We start from the raw sequence: 20960 nt of genomic DNA, 5'->3' as shown, positions 1-20960 counted from the left end.
CATGGCTTGTGCTCAATGGCGACAAACTCCAGGTGATCAAGACCAGTAATGCGGATGTGCCGATAACCACCGGCATGAAACCGCTATTGGTCATCGACGTGTGGGAACACGCCTATTATCTGGATTACCAGAACCGGCGCCTGGATCATGTCAACGCAGTGCTCGACACACTGATACATTGGGATTTCGCAGCAGCAAACCTGGGCTGAGACAGCCTAGGCCGTTCATGGCTCAACCGTCTGCTGGTTCCAGCTGGAAAATTGGGCGCAACACGATTGACCATTAAAAGACTCTGAGCGGCTTGATGACAACAAGCTTCTTTGTATAAGGAAGAAATGAACATCAGCACGAAAAATTATACAAGTCATGCGCATCAGTCCTGTTCAAGCCCAAGGATTCTCCCCCTTGGGCTGCCGAACATGATTGATCTGCTGCGCCAGAGGGTTCAAGAGCACCGGGAAAAAACCGTCTACACCTATCTCAATGATGGGGAATCACAGGAAACCAGCCTGACCTATGGCGCCCTGGAACGGAGGGTGCTCGCTATTGCAGCACACCTCCAATCGTGCGTCTCTCCAGGAGCGCGAGTCCTTTTGCTCTACCCTCCGGGCATTGAGTTTCCCGCAGCCTTCTTTGGTTGCCTCTGTGCGGGCATGGTCGCCGTGCCGGCCTACCCTCCCCATTCCAAACAATTCCTGGCAAACCTTCGAGCAGTTGCATCTGACGCAGGAGCCGCAGTCGCGCTCTCCACGGCCGCCACTCTCGAAGACTACAGAGGCCAAATAGAGCAGACTCCGGGACTCATGTCGCTCAAATGGATCCCAACCGACACGCTTGCCGACGACCTTGCCAGTGGTTGGCAAGAACCTCCCCTTGGTCCGGACGCTCTCGCTGTTCTCCAATACACCTCCGGTTCCACAGGAAATCCCAAGGGGGTCATGGTCAGCCATGGCAACCTGCTCCACAATTCAGCCGTCATCCACGCAGTCTTTGGGAATTCACCGAATATCCGCGCCGTGATCTGGCTTCCCCCGTACCACGACATGGGACTGATAGGGGGGATTATCCAGCCTGTTTTCGCAGGTGGAGATGCAATCCTGCTATCGCCGGTTCACTTTATCCAAAAACCGCTGCGCTGGCTTACGGCTATCTCACGCTATAAGGCGACGACCAGCGGCGGACCGAATTTTGCCTTTGATCTTTGTGTTCGCAAGATTACACCGGAACAGACATCCGGTCTTGATCTGAGCAGTTGGGAGGTCGCTTTCAACGGCGCCGAACCGGTTAGGGCGGAGACGCTCCGCCGCTTTGCTGCGGCATTCGAACCCTGCGGATTTCGAAAAAAAGCCTTTCTCCCCTGTTATGGGCTTGCAGAAACAACCCTTCTTGCCTGCGGATGCAACAAGAGCTCCGAACCGACCTTCCTGCGGGCGGACGCACAGGCGCTGCAGACCGGCCGCATTGTTCTGGCGAAAGACAACAGGGAATACGATTTCGAGCTGGTCGGCAATGGGGGACCACCTGCGGACCATGCAATTGGTATCGTCGACCCGAAGAAGCACACTTCCTGCGAGAACGACATGATCGGAGAAATATGGATCGCAGGGCCCAGCGTTGCCCAAGGATATTGGAATCGGCCCGATGAAACGGAAGAGACCTTCCGGGCACGGTTTGCCGATACGGGCAAAGGTCCCTTTCTGCGCACGGGAGATCTGGGGTTTATCCATACCGGGCAGCTCTTTGTTACCGGCCGTCTCAAGGATCTCATCATCATCCGGGGCCTCAATCACTACCCTCAAGACATCGAGCGAACTGCCGAGAGAAGCCATCAGGCTTTGCGTGCTGGCTGTGGGGCGGCGTTTGCGGTGGTAGTCGACAATGAAGAACGGCTGGTGGTGGTGCAGGAAGTCGAGCGATCATACATCAGAAAACTTGACGCAGAGACGGTCATCGGCGCCATTCGCCAAAGCATCAGCCGAGAGCATGGTATCCAGGCCTACGCCGTCGTGCTCCTCAAGACCTCCAGTCTACCCAAAACAACCAGTGGCAAGGTCAAACGCCGACTGTGCCGGGAGCATTTCCTCCAGGGCAATTTGGATGTTGTTGCCGAGCGCGTGGGATACGCCCAAGATATTGAGCCTGAGACACCCTTCCAGGCCTGGGAAAGATCTGACAACCTGGAGACGGAAAACGTGGCGGAGCACATCCATGCCACCCAGTCTTCCATCGCCAAAATGGTGTCGGTGCTGCTGAAGATTTCATTCTCCAAGGTGGATGTCCACGACCCTCTGAATACAATGGGCATCGATTCCTTGATGGCGGTGGAATTGAAGACGGCCATAGAGGAAGACTTGGGATTCGAGATTCCGGTCGAAGCGCTCTTTATGGGGGCGAGCATTGCCGATTTGGCGGCGCATGTTCTCTGGTTAGGGACGTCGGAAGGAGAAATTGACGCCAAAGACGGACCGTTGGCAAAGGTGCTTTCCTCCGGTCGTCAGTCCGGAGAGCCAGTGGAAAGGATCTGCGCCCATAAAGAAGCCCGTGATGTCCAACCGGAGTGTTTGCCGTTTGTGGATTTCCCCGAATACCGGAACCTGCAGCAGATCTTGCTGGGAATGAAAACGCGCGGCATCGACAACCCGTACTTCAGGGAACACGAGGGAAACAATTCCAGCGGGACCGATGCAACGGGTCGAGAGTGCATCACTTTCTCCAGGTACAATTACCTGGGAATGTCCGGAGATCCGGTCGTCTCGCAAGCGGCCAAAGACGCCGTCGACCGCTACGGCACCTCGGTTTCGGCAAGCCGTATCGCTTCAGGCGAACGACCGCTGCATCGTGAAATTGAGAAAGAAATTGCCGGTTTGATTGGAACAGAAGACAGCCTGGTGTTTGTCAGCGGGCATGCCACCAACGTGACCACGATCGGCCATTTGTTCGGCAAACTCGATCTCATCGTCCATGATGCCCTGATCCACAACAGCGTTCTCCAGGGGTGCCAGCTCTCCCAGGCAACCCACCTTTCTTTTCCTCATAATAATTGGCGGGCCCTGGACAAGATTCTCAAAGAGTCGCGACCCCGTTTCCGCCGGGCCCTGGTCGTCATCGAAGGCGTCTACAGCATGGATGGCGACATTCCGGAACTGCCTGCATTCATTAAGATCAAGAAGCGGCACGGCGCCTTTCTCATGGTGGACGAGGCGCATTCGATTGGCGTTTTGGGAAAAAGGGGCCGGGGCATTGGCGAGCACTTTGGCATCAATCCTGCCGAGGTGGAACTGTGGATGGGCACCTTGAGCAAAACCTTTGCCAGTTGCGGTGGATACATCGCCGGGTCCGGAGCCCTGATCGAATACCTGAAATACACGGCGCCGGGCTTTGTCTATAGCGTGGGCATGTCGCCGCCCAATGTCGCAGCAGCGTTGGCCGCCATTCGCCTGCTCAAGAAGGAACCCCAACGGGTGGCACGTCTGCACGAGCTCTCCGGCCTTTTTTTCAGGCTCGCCCGGGAAAGGGGCCTGAATACCGGCGCCTGCAGCAGCGGTTCCCCGGTCATTCCCGTGATCGTCGGCGATTCTATCAAGGCGATACGACTATCTCAAGCCCTCCTTAGACAAGGGATCGATGCCCTGCCCATGGTCTATCCGGCTGTTCCTGACAATGCAGCCCGTCTGCGCTTTTTTGTCAATTGCACCCACACGCCCGAGCAGATTCGCATGGCGCTGGATGTGCTCGCCCCGGAACTGGCCGCCCTGCACCCAAAAAGCGCCTAGCAACAACGCCTCGCTTCTGCCTTTGGCTTTGCAACGGCTGGCGCTTGGGCGTGATCCCGGGATGCTGACAACCACTTTGCGTAATTGCGTAAGGAAGCCCTATGATGCTCAATGCTCGGGACAGAATTGCAAGGTTCCTGCTGTCTTTGGCCAGAACCCCTCTGTTCTATTCTCCCTACTACCGCTTCCACCTCCCCTGGCCCTCGCAAATCCTGATCGAGAACACCAACTGCTGCAACGCCCAGTGTGTTATGTGCCCCCGGGACACGCTCACCCGCAAACGCGGTTTCATGGAGTTTGGATTATTCGAAAAGATCATGACCGAACTGTCCGGCGCGCGCCGAAAACCCGTTGTTCATTTGCACGGGTTTGGCGAACCGCTTTTGGATCCCTTGTTGCCTGAACGAATCAAACTGGCCAAGGCCTGCGGGATAAAGCAAACCTACATGGTCACCAATGCTTCGTTGTTGTTCCCCGAGACGGCACGGTCACTCATTCTTGCCGGTTTGGATGCGATGAAGATCAGTTTTTACGGCACCGACGAAGCATCGTACAACGCCACCATGCGACAACTGGACTTCAAGGTGGCGCTGCAAAACATCAAAGATTTTATGCGGATACGAAAGGAGCTAAAGAAGAGCAATCCGAAGCTGGTCCTGCAATACCTGCCTCAGGAAAACAATGGCTCCCAAATAGCGGAGTTTCAATCCCTGTGGCGTTCTCTTCCGGACAAGAATCGAGGCGACTGCCTGAATATCAGCTCGCTGGACAACTTTGGCGGGGGGAAATCGTACAACACGGTGGGAGAAAAGATCGTGTCGGTCTGTTTTTATCCGTGGTCAGCCCTGTCGGTGCTCTGGGACGGCAAAGCTGTGACCTGTTGCGTTGATTACAACGGCGCTCAGGGCGTGGGAGATGTGAACACCCAGAGCATACGAGAAATCTGGAATGGACCCGTGTTGTCGACGATCAGAAAGAACTTTGGCAAACTCGACTATAGCGGGTTCCCGACCTGCCAGCTCTGCGACTGGGTGCATAGGCGGTAGACGAATACCGAGCTGGGAACTGCAGGGACTACTGCTCTAAACAAACGGACCTGAACGTTTCGTTTTTCTGCTGTTTTTCACAAAACACCCGATCACTTGCCCTCCTCCCACCGGGTGACCGTTATGCCCAAGATAAAAACGACGGCCGCGACAGCCCCAATGGTCGAAGCATTACTCAACGCGGTCCCATTGTCCTGAAACACCATGGCTGCTCGAAGGCCCTCGTTCAGATAGTACAGCGGCAGCACCTTGGCGAACTTCTGCAAGAAATCCGGCATCATCTCAAGGGGGAAGAAGCTCCCCGAGAGGAACATCATCGGGAACATGATGGCGTTGGCTGCTGAGGAGGCACTCTGTGCCTCCCTGACGAGCCGGGTGAGGATCATCCCGATGCCGACAAAGGTAAAGACGTCCAGCACGATGAAGAGCGGCAGCCAGGCGTTGATGCTCAATTGCACGTCAAACACGATGTAGCTGACCAGCAGCATCAAGGTGGTGGAGATGACCGCGAGGATGATCTGGTGGAGAATGCCTGACAGTATCCAGTCGGTGCGGGTGATGGGCGTGGTGGAGAGCTTCCTGATGATCCCTTTCTGCCGCAGTTCGGTGTTCACCTGCACCGTGCCAAACAGGCTCTCGGTCATGATCGCCATCGCGATGATGCCGGGGATGAAAAACTTGAGGAACCGGTATTTGCGGGTGTGTATCGATTCTTGCGCAGTTCGGATGAACGGCGGCTTTGCGGACAACTCTTGATTCATCGTCGCGAAGACCAGGTTCAGGAGTTGCATTTTCTCAAGCACCGAACTGGAGCTGGGATCATACACATATCTGAGGGTAGCGAAGGCGTTGAGGTCGCCATTCAGCAGATATTGCGCGGACAAATTTTCATAGTCTTTGGGAATAACGACCACCAGGTTCTCCTTAGTGTCGTTGACGTATTGTGTGGCCTCGATACCGGCGTCGACCGGGATTATTTTGAATTTTCCGGTCGAGGCGAGGCTCTTGGCGATCTCCGCTGAGGTTTCGGTTTGGTCGAGATCCTGCAGGCAAAGGTTGTAATGCAAGTTGTCGTCATCCATAAAAATGGCGCCGAACACCAGGATCAGCAGGATCGGGAACATGGTGGTGAAAAACATGGCTGTTCGCTCGCGGTAGAAGCACTTGAGACTCACCACGAGATTTGCGCCGACGACGCGAAAATTCATTGAGCCCCCTTCTCTCCGCCCGCGCTTTCATGGAGCGCCTCGCCGGTGAGTTTCAGGAAAACCTGTTCTAGGTTAGGTTTACGAACGTCCATGCTGACAAACGACGCGTTGGCGTCGTTCATGGCGTTCAGTATTTTTCGAATGTCATCCATGTGTTCCACTCTCACCTGGAGCGCTTTGTCATTGTTCTGCTCCGGCTCGAAGCCCAACCCGCCAACGACTGCAAAGGCTTTCTCATCGACGGACTGGAGGGTGAGGACCAGGTAATCCGCGTTACTTTCGATAAGCTCGGCGGGAGAGCCCATGGCAATGATCTTACCGCTCAGGATAATAGCGACCGTGTCTGCAAGCAGTTCGGCTTCTTCCATGTAGTGCGTGGTCAGAAAGACCGTTTTTCCCTCCTTCTTCAGTCCCAGCAAGACATCCCACACTTCGCGCCTGGCACGGGGGTCGAGCCCCGTTGTCGGCTCATCGAGAAACACGACCTTGGGGTCATTGACGAGCGCAATGGCGATGCCGAGGCGCTGCTTCAAACCTCCGGAGAGGGTCGCGTATTGCTCTTTGGCCTTGTCCTCAAGATTGACGAGCGCTATCAATTTGTCGATATCGTCGTTCCTGCCGCCAAAAAGCCGCGAGTAGTACAGCATGGTTTCCCGGACCGTTATCCTGTCAAAAGAACTGAACCCCTGGGGGAGAACCCCGATGCAGGGAACGATGTTGCGCTTTTCCTTGGTGACGTCCATTCCGAGCAGGTGCACTTTTCCCGAGGTGGGCCGGCGGATGGTTTCAATTATCTCGACGGTGGTGGTTTTGCCGGCTCCGTTCGGACCCAGCAGAGCGAAAACCTCACCCTTTCTGACGTTGAACGAAATGCCATTGACCGCCAGCAGATCATTCCCGTAACGCTTCGTCAAACTTTCAACTTCGATGGCATATTCAGCTTCTTTGGTCATGAATCGACATTCTGCCTTGGTAGAGCGTTGATCTGAACATCTTCGTCCTTGCCGCATCGAGAATGCCCACTCAAAAGGGCGATGGCAAGCCACATTTTTCCCCGGGGAAATGAACGTACCCGTATGGACCGACCGGCAGCCATGGGGTACCGCAGCAGGGCCTTCCCCGATAAATAGACCGGGAAAGTAAACCCACGGTCCCCTGCTACCGGTGGCGAGACATGCACTTGCAGCGGAGCCACAAGATGGAACCCGCACCCCAGAGCCTTGACCACCGCTTCCTTGACGGACCAGAGCAGGGCCGATGCTTGTGTCACATCTCCCCCCGTCAGCCGCAAGGCATGATGCAGTTCCTGGTCATGAAAAACCCGGTGCAAGGGATATTTTCCCTGGAATTGATCGGCCGCTGCCACATCGATGCCGATATCGGAGGCATCCCCACTCAGAGCGGCCCAGGTTTTCCCGTCACCCTCGCTGAAGGAGAGGGACGGACCCCGAACGCCTCCCAACAGGAGATGCGGCCTGCCGAGCGGGCCGTGAGCCACCTGAAGCGGGAAAGCAGCGCACAGCGACCGGTATTGCCAAGGGGGATTTTCCCTTGCCGCAACGTGCTCCCAGAGGAGAGCGGCCAGACGAATCCGGTCTGCTGCCTTGTTGGTCCCCCATCCCTCGCCGGTTTTGCCCTCATCCGATAAGGCTGCATAGAATGCAGGGCTCCTTTGATGAGCAAAACTCGCGGCATGGACGGTTATGCCCTGGCATGTCTTGGCCATATCCCCTCCCGTTTTTACCAGTCCTGCGGGCTCAGTCTGCAACCCAGTGCATCCGCATAGCGGCAACCTGCATGATGGTGCGGCCCTGTTCGTCAACTCCTCTGGCGTCCCAGCTGAAGCCCTGCTCGTTCTGCTCCCGCATCCGGGCCTCCAGGGTGACCCGTTCGCCCGCCCGACATTTTCGGCAAAACCGCATCTCCCCGATCTCCATGGGAATCATGGATCGTTGCTCCGAAACTTTCATGGCAACGCAGTAAAAGGCAATCAGCTGCAAGAGCGCTTCGAAAAGGTAGGGCGAATACTGGTACTGCGCGTTGGCCAGATGGGCGAAATCATCAGTCTGCCGGTAAAGGGTTCGCCCCCGCACCGCACCCGGACCGGCGCCGTCAAGGAACTCCAGGACGCGGTACCTGCCGGCGAGGCCGCTGTGGTCCTGGTACCATTTGAGCACCGTTGCATTCTCCATGGGCCCGGACTGCAGTTCGTCAGGCCGGATCGGAAAATCGAGGAATCCCTCGCCAAGACATCGTTCTCCATCGCCGCCCTCTCCACCATCGAGGATTACCTGGCCCTCGCAGTGCGGGGTGAAGCGGTCGGTCAATCTGCCAGCGGGAGAGATCTCCTGAGCGGCGAGCGAGACCCCGCACAGCACCTCCCGTAGATTGGCGCCGACCAGACGGCAAGAGATCCTGGAAGGCCGTGCAACCCCGGGAGGACATTGGATCATATCCAGGAACCGCACCTGACGAACGCCACGCACCTGTAAGTGTGGATAGAGGAGTCGGGCTGCTTCCATGAAGGTCTCGACAAACATAACGGCTGAGACTAGGGGATGCTTGACGAACAGCAAGGGTTGGTGATCCTCGATCCACAGATCTTTGTCCCGGGAGAAAGACCTGAAGGCCTCGAGTTGTTCCCGGCGGAGATCCAGGCTGGCAATCCCCTCGATCAGGGGAAAGTCCTCAGGACTGAAGGCCTCGGCGCCTCCATCAACCTCGCTATGAGGTCGGGGCAGGAGGTTGAGCCGTGCCGTCTTCACGGCGGGGAGTGTCCGCATGAACAGGACCCAATCGTCATCGTCCGGTGAGGATCCAAAAAGCTCCCGGCAGAAAAGCCCGGCGAGTTCACTCACATGAACGTACGTCGCACCCATGCGCCTCATCAGGTCCCGAACATGGGAATCCTCGGCCATGCCCGCTCCTTCGATAGGAGGCAGCATCAAGGCTTTGAACCGGATGGCGCCATTCTTCCGCCGGAGGGTGCTGATCAAGGCAGACATCATCCGGTTGGCTGCCGCGTAGTTGGCTTGGCCAGGATTCCCCTGGATCGCGGCCACCGAAGAAAGGCCCACGAAAAACCGCAAGTCGGCCTTCTCCACCGCCTGGAACAGATGCCACGCTCCGAGGAATTTGATGTCCGTGACCAGGGAGAAATCATCCGGAGTCATTTCGCTGAGGAAATTGTCCCTGAGGACTCCGGCGCCGTGGATGATTCCACGAATCTTGCCCTGACGATTGACCACCTCGCCCAGGACGGCACGGACCGCCTCGGGGTCAGCGACATCGCAGGTATGGTAGGATGCCTCGATTCCTGCGGCGTGCAGATCCGCCAGGGTCCGGGCAATCTCCGCAGCCTTGTTGCCGTCGTCAGAAGGCCCTGCAGGCGGATGCGGAAGAGAGGTCCTCCCCAGAAAGACCAGGCGGGGCTGAAAAGGGGCCAGACTGCGGGCCAGGTGGGCGCCGATCCCGGTTGCGCCGCCGGACAGCACAACCACGTCTCCAGGCCGCAGCTCGAGGCTTGCCGAATTCGTACAGAGTAACGGGGCCATGTACCCCTCCAAGGTGCAAACCTTGCCGCCGCGATGTAGCATCTCCACCAGGGGGTATCCTCTGTCCAGGGCATCGCGGAAGGCTGCACTCAGGTCGGTATCATTGCCGATTGCAAGGGTCCGAAACTGGACCGCCGGGTATTCCTGAGCAGCACTCAGAAAGAACCCCAAGATCCCCTCCGCCTGGAGCTGAACCGGTGTGGCATTCTCCTCCCCGGAGTGGATCAGCAGGACGAATTTCTTCCCCGGCGCCTGGAGAAATGCTTGCAGCAGAATAAAGAATCCCCTGAGCAGCCGCGAAACATCTTCCATGCTTGCTGAACGGTCCGCCCCTTCGTGCGGCAGGATTATCACCATCCCGGCAAGGGACTTCATCTCCGCTATCCGGCCGGCAGCCCCGGCCGCCCCTTCGGCAGTGCGAATATTGTGGCCCTCATCATCCTCCGGCAGGAACAGCATGGACAACGGGTCAACCTTGAAATCCCGTTGGAGGATGTCGGCTACCCTTCCGGCACGTTTGTCCTCCCGAGCAGGCGTGAGCAGGAGCACACTCTCGCCTGGATTTAATTTGATGGGAATGGAGGTTGCTTGCTCGACAGCAACGTGGTGAAAAACGAGCCGCTTGACGCTCGCCTCTTCCTCTGCGGGCATCAAACCCTCCCGCGCCGGGCTGCCGTCACCGACTGTGCTGGCCGACTGGAGGCTGGCGCCTTCCCGGCCGGCGATAATCTTGGCGATCCTCTCGGCAATATCCTGCACCGTGCGAACCCCGATAAAATCCTCAAATTCGATGGTGATCGCAAATTGGTGTTCCGCTGCATCCATGATGATGGGGAGGCGGCTGGAGCGGATGGAGAGGTCTTTCCGGAGATCCATCTCGGGTTGGATTTCGTCCCGGTTGAATCCGGTCGCATCCATAATGATCTGAATGAGCTTCTCCATCAGATCCTGGTGCTCGGACACCGCAGCGAGAGGCGGCGAGGGCTGCTCAGGCTCGGGAGCCGCTGGGGCAAGATCGAGAGGCAAGGGAGGCGCGGCTGCCGCTGCCGGTTGAACGGGAGCAACCGGCTGTTGGTCTGCAAGCGGATCGAGAGCCCCGAGCATGGATTGAAGAGCAGCGGCGAGATTACCTTCCTGAAATTGGGGATGCAACTCCCCACGGATTGCATCCAGAATGTTCGGCTTGAGGAAGCGGCCGAAGGTCTCGAGCACAAACCGGTTGATTTCCCTTTGAATGATTCGTTCCACCGGTTTAGCGCTGATAAGCCCGGACACTGACGATATTGGCGCGGGCACCGGGGCGTCGGGGTGCAATTCGGCAGTCTTCCCGGATGCAGCGAGGGAAATACACCTCGGTTCGTCTTGAACCTGCAAAGCTCCTTGCACGAAGAGTTGCGCTAGGGCGGTCTTGAACGTCAGGCTTTCGGCTGCGGGCAGGCAGGTCTGGATGCAGGCCGGGTCAGGGAGCGTGTCAATGATGAGACCGCTGAGCGTATCGCCGGGGCCCACCTCCACGAAGAGCCTGACTCCATAGTCCTGCCATAGGGTCTGGACGTTCTGCATCCAATGGACCGGAGATTCCAGGTGGGCCATGAGGATACGCCTGATTGCAACCGGATCCGAGGGATACGGCGCCATGGTCGTGTTGGAGATGACCGGGATCCGGGGGGAGTGAAAAGGAATGGCGGCAACGTAGGCCTCCAACTCATCGTGGATGACCTGCATGATAGGGGAATGGAAGGCCATGCTGACGCGCAACGGAGTTGCTCTATGTCCCAAGGCTTTCAGTTTGTTGCAAAAATCTTTGACCGCCCCGGTCTTGCCGCTGATCACAACCTGGAGCGGTGAATTGATATTGCTGATGTGGACCTCTTCCCTCGCTTCCAGGATCATCTCTTGGAGCAGGTCCAGAGGGGCGTCCACCGCCGCCATGACGCCGGGGTCAATGTTTGGCATGGCAGCGGCCTTGTCCATGCACACGGCCCGCTTGTTGACGATGCCAAACCCGTCTTCCAGGGAATAGACGCCGGCCAGGCACAAGGCGGTCAGTTCGCCCAGGCTGTGGCCCGCCATAGCCACCGGCTGGACACCCAGGGTGGTGAGGTATCGAGCCATGGCGTATTCCAAGACGAACAAGGCCGGCTGCTGCCACCTGGTTTTCTGTAGATTCTCTTCTTGATCGTGGAACAGGAGATGCAAGAGGTCGAAGTCCGCCACTGCCGCGGCCCGATCCATCTCTTCCTTGATGACCGGAAACGACTCATAGAGTTCCCGTCCCATGCCTGCATAGTGGGTTCCCTGTCCTGGAAACACCAAGGCCAGCGGTGGCGCTTGCAGATCCTCGGCTCCCATGAAGATCCCCTGTTGCGCCAGGGATCTCAGGGCCTTGGGTGCAACGACGCCACCCTCTATAAGGGGGCTTGATGTCTCGATAAGCGTAAGCGCCTCCTGTTCGGATTCCGCCACCACCGCCAATCGTGCGTGGCGACCGTCCATCTTAGCTCGGAAGAAGGAGACGCCCTCAGGTTCAGGAGGCCCACCCCTTGCCGCTCCCGATACATTCCCCGCCACCGGCAAATTCACAGCGCCAACCGTGTCTCGGACGAAACCGGGCGTACTCCCCGGAGAAACCAGGACCGCACCGGCTTCTTCCCTGCTCTGCTCCAACTGCACCACGTAATTCGAACCTCCAAACCCGAAAGCGTTGACCTGTAGCCTTCTGAGCCGGCCGGCTACAGACTTCCAGTCCAGCGGTTCGGGGGCGATGAAAAGGTTTGATCCTTTCAGGTCGATTGCCGGGTCCGGATGGAGATAATTGAGTGTAGGCGGGAAAACCCCTGCCTTCATGGCCATAACGCCGCGAATGAGGCTGTTGATGCCCGAGGCACCCAGCGTGTGTCCGATCTGGGATTTGAATGAGGTGAGAACGGTGCGTTTGGGGGTGTTGAAGAAGGCCTTGAGGGCACGGACCTCCTCGACGTCGCCTTGCCGGGTACTGGTGCCATGGCATTCCACCAGGTCCACTGCCTCAGATCCATAGGGCGTCGCCTCGAAGGAGGCGCGGATGGCGATCTCCTGGACGACGCTGGACGACTCCACCATGCCCAGATGGTTGTTGCTCGCTCCCATGCCGGTGATGACGCCGTGAACCTGCGCTCCTCGTGCGCGGGCCGATCTCTCCCGCTCGATGACAATCATCCCCCCGCCTTCACCCAGGACCATTCCGTCTCTTTCGGCATCAAAGGGGCGGGAGGTCTCACGGGCGGGCCTTTCCTGTCCGGACAGCCCGTACAGGGCGCCCAGGGCGGAGAATTCGAGAAAATGCATGTGGGTGAGATTTTCTTCGCCGCCTCCGACGATAGCAGCATCGAGAATGCCGTTGCTAATCATCTGGATGGCGCTGTAGAGGGCGACCAGCGAGGTCGCACAGGCGGCGGAGACCGCGTAGCTTGGCCCCATGAACCCATACCGGTTACAGATGAAGCCGGCGGCGGCGCAGTTGAGCCGGCCCAGGAGGGTGGTGTCGTCCGGGGCCATGCGTCCGGATCGTATCTCTCGCTCGATGGCGCTTTGCTGATCCGAAGTGAGCGGAACGGCCCTTTTTATAGAGCCGACGATATCATGAACATGCCCTCTGATGATCATATTGATGAGGGTCCCCGCCGTCTCGCCCGAGTTTTGTGAGATAAGAACCCCGATCCGTTCGCGCGGGATGTTCGAATCCAGGAGACCGGATTCTCGGATGGCCTTGTCGGCAAGCCACATGGTGATTCTTGTGGCTTCGGTCATGGTCCGGAAATCATGGGGAGGAATCCCGAGTTCTTTTCGGGAGATAGGAAAGTTCAGGAAGGCGCCCACCTGGCAGTAGGTCTTGTCCGGAACCTGCGGCCGGGGATCATAATACAGCGAGTGATCCCAGCGCGACGGCGGAATCAGGGTGATTCCGCTCTGCATGGCGAGGCTAGCTGCCCAGACCTCTTCCGGACTGCTTCCCAAGGCATTAAGAACGCTCATCCCGGTAATGGCGATCCGTGCGCCATCGTCCCGGACAGCGGCGACTCGCTGCCGGCCATGGCCGACCCCGGCGGATCGAATTTCCGTGGTTTGCTCCGTCGGCCCCGCAAACGGTTGCTGCAGCACAAGCGTGCCTTCAGCCAGTTGACGATGGAAGGACTGCAGCTGCAGGGGCGTGCTGATAAGGCCGGCGCAGGCTCCGCTCATGAATTGCCCGCGTTCCAGGCAGGCCCGTTCATCCAGCGGCGCCCCGCCTGGCCGGTCCAGGCCGCGGGCTGCAGCAAAGAGACTCCCTGCTGTCATCGCTTCCATTCTCGTGCGGAAGGCGTGCTCGTCCTCCGGGCTCGCAGCAAACGCCCTTTCCAGGGAGACAACCGCGGCCATTCTCGGGGTTTGCAGGGATCGCACCCGCAGTCCGGTGGCCTGGCCTGAGACAATCGTCCCCCCCGGCTTCGATTCCAGGATCATGCGCTGATAGAGCGGCGTCAGGGCGCCCGTTTCCACGATTTCCCGGGCGGCTAGATAGGCGGTGCCTATCTGAATGGCATCCGCTCCGAGCATGGCGGCTATGAAGGCCGTCTCCCGATTAAAGACGCCCCCGGCAAGAACAAGGCGGCAATTTTGAAAGAGGGAGGGCTGCAACCGTTTCAGGTCCAACACCCTTTGCGCCAGGGTGAGGGTGCTATGACGCCCCACATGCCCGCCGGCCTCACAACCCTCGCAGATCACGTAGCGAACGCCTGCTTCAAGAGCGAGCCGTAACAGGGCCTCGTCAGGGGCGATATACATCACCTCAATGCCGCATTCCAGCAATTCACGTAACGGTGAGAGGTCTCCGCCTGCGATCACCACAAAACGGGGCTGGTGTTTCTTTATCCAGGCCAGTTGGATCTCCCGGAAAGGGTTCTCCGCCAGCGAGACGATATTCACGGCATACGGGTGTCCGGCCATGATCTTTGGCAGGCTTCCCAGCCGCAAATCAAGGGTCTGTGCATCCATCAGACCAAGGGCGATGGTGGGCAATCCGCCGGCCTCGGCAATGCGCAGGGCAAACTCGGGGACATCCGTAATCCAGGACATGGCCCCCTGGATAAAGGGGTATTGGGTGCCCATCTCTGCCGCGACAGGGCTGTTCACAAAGCATTCCCTTTTTCCCTCGGCCAGGCCGCAGAGCTTGTGGATCTCGTCGATAAAGGACCGCACAGCCTCCTCGGTTCCTGAGCCAAAACGCTCGGCAAAGGAGACGGCAAAAGCGGTTTCCACCCCCAGAGGGATGATGTCATCCGGGGTGAAACGGCTGTCAAGCGGATGGACGGCCCCGGTCCGCACCCGGTCTGTAAACAAACGGCGGCATGCCTCCGTGGTTTCTGCTCCGCACAGCGAACTCTCGTACTGTTTGATTTCCTTGAACGCGGTCGAGTTGCCCTTGTTGAAAAGGCGACACGGAACCTGGAGGTCGAGGCCGACCAGATCGGTAAAATCGAGGCGGAGGTTGGCGATCCGCTGGCGTTGGACCTCATCAACGGCAACCAGATCGGTCAGCCAGTGGACGCTCTCAAAAACGATCCCCGCAGCCCCGGTGGCCAGGAATGCGGCGGCCGCCTCAGGGGTGGAAACGCCGCCCCAGATAAGGATTTCGACAGGGTGCGATACGCTGGGCAACATGTCTTTGACTGCCGCATAGAGCGCAAGCGTGGTCTCATTGCTCACAAATCCAGAGGCCTCGCATCCTTTGAGGACAACACGCCCAATTCCCGAGCTGTCCGTCAAAAGAGCCGTCAGGAGATCCAGGTCGCCAATGATGGGGAAACAACGGCAGATTTTCGACAATTCCCGCAATCGCTTAAGAAAAGTGTAATAATCGCCCAGGAATACTAGGGGGTGGCATTCAACCCAGATGTTTTCGACCCCTGCTGCTTGCAGCAACGGCTGCCAGGACGGATCCATCAAGGCAGGGGCGGAAATCTTGATGTCCCGGACCGGGCCAGCGGGACCTGCTTCTGCTAAGGCCGAAGAGAGTACAGCCACCTCGAGCAGGGAAAAATCGAAGATGGCTCTGCTCCCTGTGCGCTGCGCCATTTGAGTCACCGGCAAGGTCATCTCTTCAGGCCGCCAGACGAAAGCAATGATGGGAATCCGGTGTTCAAGCAAAATGGCCAAGCCTCCGTTGCAACGCGATACCCTCGCTTTCCGAAATCATAACGCCTTCCTGTAGATGCAATATTTCTTGTGGATTCTGGCGCCGGATTCCTCCACCAAAGAGTTGATCGAGTCGTTGTCCTCCAAAGTCCAGCCCAGTTCCAGAGATCGATACTGCCCTTTCTTCCTCACCACTTCAAACAGGTGGCGGAAAGCCAGCAGGGGAAATCCCAGTTGCCGGTACTTCTCCTTGACTCCGAAGAGCAAGCCCCGCAAGCCGGTAATCTCCCGCCGATAGAGCAGGAACTTCAGCAAACCCGACAGGCCGATGCTCCCGTTGAAGCGCTTGAGCAAGGGGTTGATGTCGGGCAAAACCACGCAGACCCCGACGGGCTCGTCCTCATAGTAGATGAAAAAAGCCAGGTCTTGATCTGCGATTTCCACCATGCTTTTTCCTATCTCCCGAATCTCATGATCGCTCAAGGGGACGTACCCCCAGTTGTCGGACCAGCAGTCGTTGAATATCTCTCTGACCAGAGCAAGTTCAGGAACCGGATCCTTGAGCCGAAAGGCCCTGATGTGGACCCCTTTTTTCCGGGCTACCCGTTCAGCAAGACGATTCATCCACTCGGGCAGCCGGTAATTCCCATCGATGATGAAGGAAAACAGGTCCTTTTCTTTGCTGAAACCGCACGATTCGATCAATCGCGGATAGTACGGCGGATTGTAGGTCATCATCAACGCCGGCGGAAAATCAAAGCCGTCAACAAGCAAACCCGCCTCGTAATTGATGGAAGGGTTGAGCGGACCTCGCACGAAGGTCATCCCCTTTTGGCCAACCCACGTTTCCACCGACGCGAAGAGGGCTGACGCGGCTTCCGGGTCGTCGGCGCATTCGAAGAATCCCCAAATGCCCATCTGTTCGCTGTGGAACTCGTTATGATGACGATCTATGATGCCCGCGATCCTGCCCACGGTCTTCTTGCCGCGCCGGGCCAGAAAGAGGATGCGCTCGGAAAATTCCCAGAAAGGGTGCCGGCCGGGTTCCAGCATCCGACCAACATCTTTTTTGAGGGGGGGAACCCATAAGGGGTACTCAGCATAAATTTTCCAAGGCAGGTCAATGAAGTCCTTGAGCTCCGATCTGCTTGCCGCGGTAATGATCTCAATGCCGGCCATTATTGCTCTTTTTCAAAGGTTGAACATCGAAACATTCCGACAGTATTGCTATAGCCAATTTTCTTTTCTATACCAGGCAGCGGTTAATGCAGATCCCCGGGCAAGAGCAATCCGCGGCTCGAAACCGAGTATCACCCTGGCCTTGGTAATGTCGCAAAGCCAATTCTTACAGCGTATTTCCCTAACCTTGCCGCGGCTCATGATGGAAGGTTTGCCGGTGACTTTGGCAAAGCATTCTGCAATAAAGCCCACACCGGGGAGCAACTGTTGGGGGAGGCGGAGCTTCAGGGCGCGTTTCTCCAGCGCTTGCTCAAAGATGTCGCCGATTTCCTCCATCCGGTAGTCGTGACCATCAGACACAAAAAATATTTCCCCGCTTTCTGTTGGGGTCCCGGCAGCCAAGAGCATCGCTCGGACCAGATCCTCGACATAGCACATGCTGATGTATTGATCGTGGTCGGCGAGACAAGGTTTGATGTTCTTGGAGAGGCATTTGAAAACAGTCAAGAAACCTTTATCCCTGGGCCCATAGACGGCACAGGGCCGCAGGATGAGGAGCGGCAGCTCATGGGCTTGGGATAAGGCCAATTGCTCCCCCAGCAGTTTGCTTTTCCCATAGGGCGAGACCGGTTCGCAGGGGTCGGATTCCTGTTTCTTCCCATCGCTCAAACAGGGGCCTGCTGCTGCCTGGCTCGAAAGATAGATAAATTTTTTGAGACGGGTCTTGTTTTCAATGCAGGCCTGTACAAGGTTTTGCGTACCCAGTCCATTCACCTCAAAGAACGTTTGCTCTTTGACCGCCATGGTCGCACCGGCAAGATGGAACACCAGATCGACATCCTGCACAGCTTGGCGCAGAGATTGCTGATCCCGACAATCCCCGACGACAAACTCAACCGGCAAATCCTTCATCCACCCTAACGGGCTTGTATTCCGGACAAGGCATCGGACCTGGGCTCCTTGTTGCACAAGGGCTTCCACCAGATGGCTGCCGATAAATCCTGTCGCTCCTGTAACGAATGCCTTCAATGTTCCGTTCCTCGATGGATGACAGATTTGATGAACTCGTAAAAAAGGAAAACTCTCCCTTTTGCCATTTCGAGCGTAGCGATAAATCTCTAAAATTATTACGAAATTTATCCTCGCTGTACTCGTCGAAATGACAGGAATTGACTTTTCACGAAACCATCAGATTTATTTCCTAAGTGTCTGGTGGAACATACGCCCGTTTGATGTCAAAGAAGCGGAGGACGCGACAGCCGAAGGTTAGAGTCGGCACACGTGACCTTGAGCAGCCGTCATTGCTCTTCAAGAACCCGGCGGCAGACAGTGGCAATGTTCAAGGCTGCCGAGTCATTCTGCAGCGGCATCAGGCGGGTCAAGGTATCCATATCAAAGTCGGAGTAGGTCTCCTTCCCCAGCGCAACCCCGACAAAGGCGGTCGACGAAAAGCGAGTAATCAGGGCATCGCAGTTCGCGATCATTTCTTCCGCGCTCCCGGTCGTCAGCACCATGGCATTCGGCGCGTGCGTTCGTATTTCCCGGGTGGCGCGCTCGCTATTTTCATTCGGGTGCAGCTTGAAAATAAGTTGCCTCCCCCCGGCGATATCCACCGCTCTTCGGATGAAGGCCTCGCGGTCCTCGTACCGGAACAACTCCCTATAGTTGGAGGTGCAGGCCAGGACATAGTGGTGGTAGGGAAAATCGTTGGCGCAATATTGCCGGCAGTTATCGAAATTGGGTATGCCCGTCACCACGATTTTCTCGGGCCGCGCGCCTCGTTGAATGAAGAAGTCGCGATAGCCCTCACTGGCCACACAAAAGGCCTGGTAGGCATTGCTGAGGCCAGTCATTGCCGTATCCGCCATCCATCTCGGAAGGAACCGGAGACGCTTGACGAGTTGAAACATGAGGGATTCCGGGTCGATAATCCCCTCCTGGACCAACACGATCCGGTTGTCGCGAATGTTGTTCTGCAGATAGACGTCTGTGCAGGTCACCACCAGGTCATAGGGCCGATTCTTTCCCTGATAGTCGATGACAAGGCCGTGATTGTGCAGATAGGTCCGGCAGCGTTCCACCATCTTGTTGCCGGCAATCGTGAATTCGATCAGGCCGAGTCTGCGCAGCATCTCGTCAAAACCGTGGCAGTAAAAGGGCGAGAAGGATTGCTCGTAATCGGACAGACGCTTGGAAATCTGGTGCATTTGGGTGGTTTGATTCATCGAACCGCAGATGAACAGTATCCGTTTTTTCATTCGCCCCCTTCACCACCGTTTATAGGAGACCAGCATGCCGGAGCGTGATGTCGCCTATCGCCACGAAAGCACCTCGGGCGCAATGGAAAGCTCGTCCGCAATGATCCGGACAGTTTTGGGCCGCGGGTTCACCAGAAAACACGCTGCGCTCTGTCTCATCACGGGTAAATCGCATTCATGGTCAGTGTAGGTCGCAACCCAAGGAGGCGGATACCCCCGCTCTGTGAGCATGGGGATTTTACGGTGTCCATAACAATGCTGATGAGCCGCCATGCCCCACATGAACGGCTTGAGCGACGACCCCACCAAGGGGATATGGGCAAGGCCGCTTTGGTCGAGCAATTCACGCGCCAGCTCCTCGAGCGAGCCGGTGGCGACGACAACTCGATGTCCCTGCGCAAGATGATGATTTAATTGGCGGATCCCATCCTGGAGAATCAGCGACTGCCGCCGAGCAACAATCTCAGCGACATGTTCTTTCACCAATGCACTGAGAGCATCGTCGGACCGCCCCAAAGTTGCCGTCCACACCGCAAATTTAACCGGCAGGGTGCGCGTGTTTTTGCCCAACAAAAGCGGGGCGAAGAATGGAATTGAAACCAGGACCAGCGCACTTCTCCATGGACTGCGTTTCAGGAGCCAGCGAAAAAAACGTTCGGAAGAATCCGTAGGCGTCAGGGTGTGGTCGAAGTCGAAGACAATTGTCTGCATTATGTTCATGCGCCCTTCCAATGCATGGTGTTCGACCTTAACTGAAAGGAGACGCCCAAGCCGTTTGCATCAAGGATGTGGAGGCTCGGCAAGACTCTAGGCGGATCTTTTGCGGCTCTTTGATGGTTACATTTTTTGATCCCGCTGAACCGCGCGCCACCTGTCGGCTCATCCCTCTGACCACAACAGTTGTCAGCTTAGACAAGGCCATGCCGGTCAGCGCTTTCGCCAACCCTGGCTGCATATCTTTTCCAATTGCAGGCCGGACACTCGGGAGCGATTACCTCTCGCGAATCCTTGTCCATAACGTCCTTGTCAAAAGAGAGGCCGCCGCCACAGTGGGGGCAAATCCCGGCTGAGAAATCCTCGGCAGCATCTTTATGCCGCCGCGCTGCTGATTCAGGGGAAAGAGTGGCTCGCTGTTGCATCAACGCATCTTTCATCGATGAGATCTCCGGTAGAGAATCGCTGGTGTTTTTCATTCAAGGCTTGATTCTATAAAGAGCAATCTCCGAACCAGGTGTGCAAACTCGTCGCCCATCACCCAACGAACTGTTTTTAATTATAATTTCAGGCGCTCATTCTTTGGCCTCGCATTAACCAATCTTAAATATTGGTTAAATTTGACCACAGTGGTTAAATGCAATCTATTCCGCCATCAAAGCAAATCGGTGGGTTGACATTGACTCACATCTCGCTCTGCCGCGCTTCTCGAGTGGCCCGCCATTCCAGCAGTGGTACAATTCGTGGGACAAAATCAGCCAACCGATACTTGTCCTTCATGCAATCCTTCAGGGAGAGGTTTCGACAAATTATGATGCTGTCAAGCCAGCTTTTTTCTTCCAAACATCACCCGGAGAATCTTTTCTATTTGCCTGATGTGCTGAGAAACTCGTTCACACCTCTTCCATTGGAGGGGTGTGCGAAATTTTAGTTATTACCTGGTTCAGTGAAAAAATATCTATAAAATCAACGTAAAATTAAAATCAACATATTGAAATTTCAGTAAAAATATTGCAATATCCGCCTGTCCTGAAAACTCACTTGGCAGGTGAAAATATGAAGCGGTTTATCCTCG

At 56.7% G+C, this 20960-nt stretch carries 12 protein-coding genes; 3 read left to right on the top strand and 9 right to left on the bottom strand.

The annotated features are described in order from the left end of the window. From RCH93_RS17565 to RCH93_RS17555, 3 genes are all read left to right on the top strand, one after another. Nucleotides 1–209 (top strand): superoxide dismutase (locus RCH93_RS17565; protein WP_306549738.1); only part of this gene is annotated, 209 nt, incomplete at its 5' end. 210 nt (nucleotides 210–419) lie between these two features. Further along, entirely contained in the window at nucleotides 420–3773 is a 3354-nt protein-coding gene (locus tag RCH93_RS17560; protein WP_306549737.1) for an aminotransferase class I/II-fold pyridoxal phosphate-dependent enzyme, read from the top strand. A 146-nt stretch (nucleotides 3774–3919) separates the two neighbouring features. Continuing rightward, nucleotides 3920–4819, top strand: coding sequence for a radical SAM/SPASM domain-containing protein (locus RCH93_RS17555; RefSeq protein WP_306549736.1), 900 nt, complete (start codon nucleotides 3920–3922; stop codon nucleotides 4817–4819). 92 nt (nucleotides 4820–4911) lie between these two features. Here RCH93_RS17555 and RCH93_RS17550 read toward each other — a convergent pair whose 3' ends face one another. The 9 genes from RCH93_RS17550 to RCH93_RS17510 form a co-directional block, all read right to left on the bottom strand. Next, nucleotides 4912–6027: an ABC transporter permease gene (locus RCH93_RS17550; protein ID WP_306549735.1), complete on the bottom strand. Its 1116-nt coding sequence runs from the start codon at nucleotides 6025–6027 to the stop codon at nucleotides 4912–4914. Further along, on the bottom strand, nucleotides 6024–6980 hold the full coding sequence (locus tag RCH93_RS17545) for an ABC transporter ATP-binding protein (protein WP_306549734.1): 957 nt from the start codon (nucleotides 6978–6980) through the stop codon (nucleotides 6024–6026). Before RCH93_RS17545 ends, RCH93_RS17550 begins: the two co-directional genes overlap by 4 nt. Then, a complete protein-coding gene (locus RCH93_RS17540) occupies nucleotides 6977–7753 on the bottom strand; it encodes a 4'-phosphopantetheinyl transferase superfamily protein (RefSeq protein ID WP_306549733.1) in 777 nt (258 codons plus the stop codon). The genes RCH93_RS17545 and RCH93_RS17540 overlap by 4 nt, the downstream gene beginning before the upstream one ends. Nucleotides 7754–7784: 31 nt before the next feature. Then, nucleotides 7785–15755 carry an SDR family NAD(P)-dependent oxidoreductase gene (locus tag RCH93_RS17535; protein ID WP_306549732.1) on the bottom strand — a complete coding sequence of 2657 codons (7971 nt, stop codon included), beginning with the start codon at nucleotides 15753–15755 and terminating at the stop codon, nucleotides 7785–7787. 36 nt (nucleotides 15756–15791) lie between these two features. Continuing rightward, nucleotides 15792–16913, bottom strand: coding sequence for an acyl-CoA N-acyltransferase (locus RCH93_RS17530; protein ID WP_306549731.1), 1122 nt, complete (start codon nucleotides 16911–16913; stop codon nucleotides 15792–15794). 48 nt (nucleotides 16914–16961) lie between these two features. Then, nucleotides 16962–17942, bottom strand: coding sequence for an NAD(P)-dependent oxidoreductase (locus tag RCH93_RS17525; protein WP_306549730.1), 981 nt, complete (start codon nucleotides 17940–17942; stop codon nucleotides 16962–16964). A gap of 269 nt (nucleotides 17943–18211) precedes the next feature. Next, the gene (locus RCH93_RS17520; RefSeq protein ID WP_306549729.1) at nucleotides 18212–19171 is read right to left on the bottom strand and encodes a hypothetical protein; all 960 of its coding nucleotides are present in this window, start codon (nucleotides 19169–19171) and stop codon (nucleotides 18212–18214) included. 54 nt (nucleotides 19172–19225) lie between these two features. Then, nucleotides 19226–19891, bottom strand: coding sequence for a haloacid dehalogenase-like hydrolase (locus RCH93_RS17515; protein WP_306549728.1), 666 nt, complete (start codon nucleotides 19889–19891; stop codon nucleotides 19226–19228). Nucleotides 19892–20079: 188 nt separating this feature from the next. Beyond that, the gene (locus RCH93_RS17510; protein WP_306549727.1) at nucleotides 20080–20364 is read right to left on the bottom strand and encodes a hypothetical protein; all 285 of its coding nucleotides are present in this window, start codon (nucleotides 20362–20364) and stop codon (nucleotides 20080–20082) included. Nucleotides 20365–20960 lie beyond the last annotated feature (596 nt).

This window comes from Desulfobulbus sp. (genome assembly GCF_030824455.1).
In the GTDB taxonomy this organism is placed as follows: Bacteria; Desulfobacterota; Desulfobulbia; order Desulfobulbales; family Desulfobulbaceae; genus Desulfobulbus.
This window is presented reverse-complemented; position numbering and strand designations above follow the sequence as displayed.

Coding starts and splice junctions, on each gene's coding strand:
- RCH93_RS17530 (WP_306549731.1), bottom strand. CDS start 16,913: ATGGCCGGCATTGAGATCATTACCGCGGCAAGCAGATCGGAGCTCAAG.
- RCH93_RS17545 (WP_306549734.1), bottom strand. CDS start 6,980: ATGACCAAAGAAGCTGAATATGCCATCGAAGTTGAAAGTTTGACGAAG.
- RCH93_RS17520 (WP_306549729.1), bottom strand. CDS start 19,171: ATGAAAAAACGGATACTGTTCATCTGCGGTTCGATGAATCAAACCACC.
- RCH93_RS17560 (WP_306549737.1), top strand. CDS start 420: ATGATTGATCTGCTGCGCCAGAGGGTTCAAGAGCACCGGGAAAAAACC.
- RCH93_RS17540 (WP_306549733.1), bottom strand. CDS start 7,753: ATGGCCAAGACATGCCAGGGCATAACCGTCCATGCCGCGAGTTTTGCT.
- RCH93_RS17510 (WP_306549727.1), bottom strand. CDS start 20,364: ATGAAAAACACCAGCGATTCTCTACCGGAGATCTCATCGATGAAAGAT.
- RCH93_RS17550 (WP_306549735.1), bottom strand. CDS start 6,027: ATGAATTTTCGCGTCGTCGGCGCAAATCTCGTGGTGAGTCTCAAGTGC.
- RCH93_RS17515 (WP_306549728.1), bottom strand. CDS start 19,891: ATGAACATAATGCAGACAATTGTCTTCGACTTCGACCACACCCTGACG.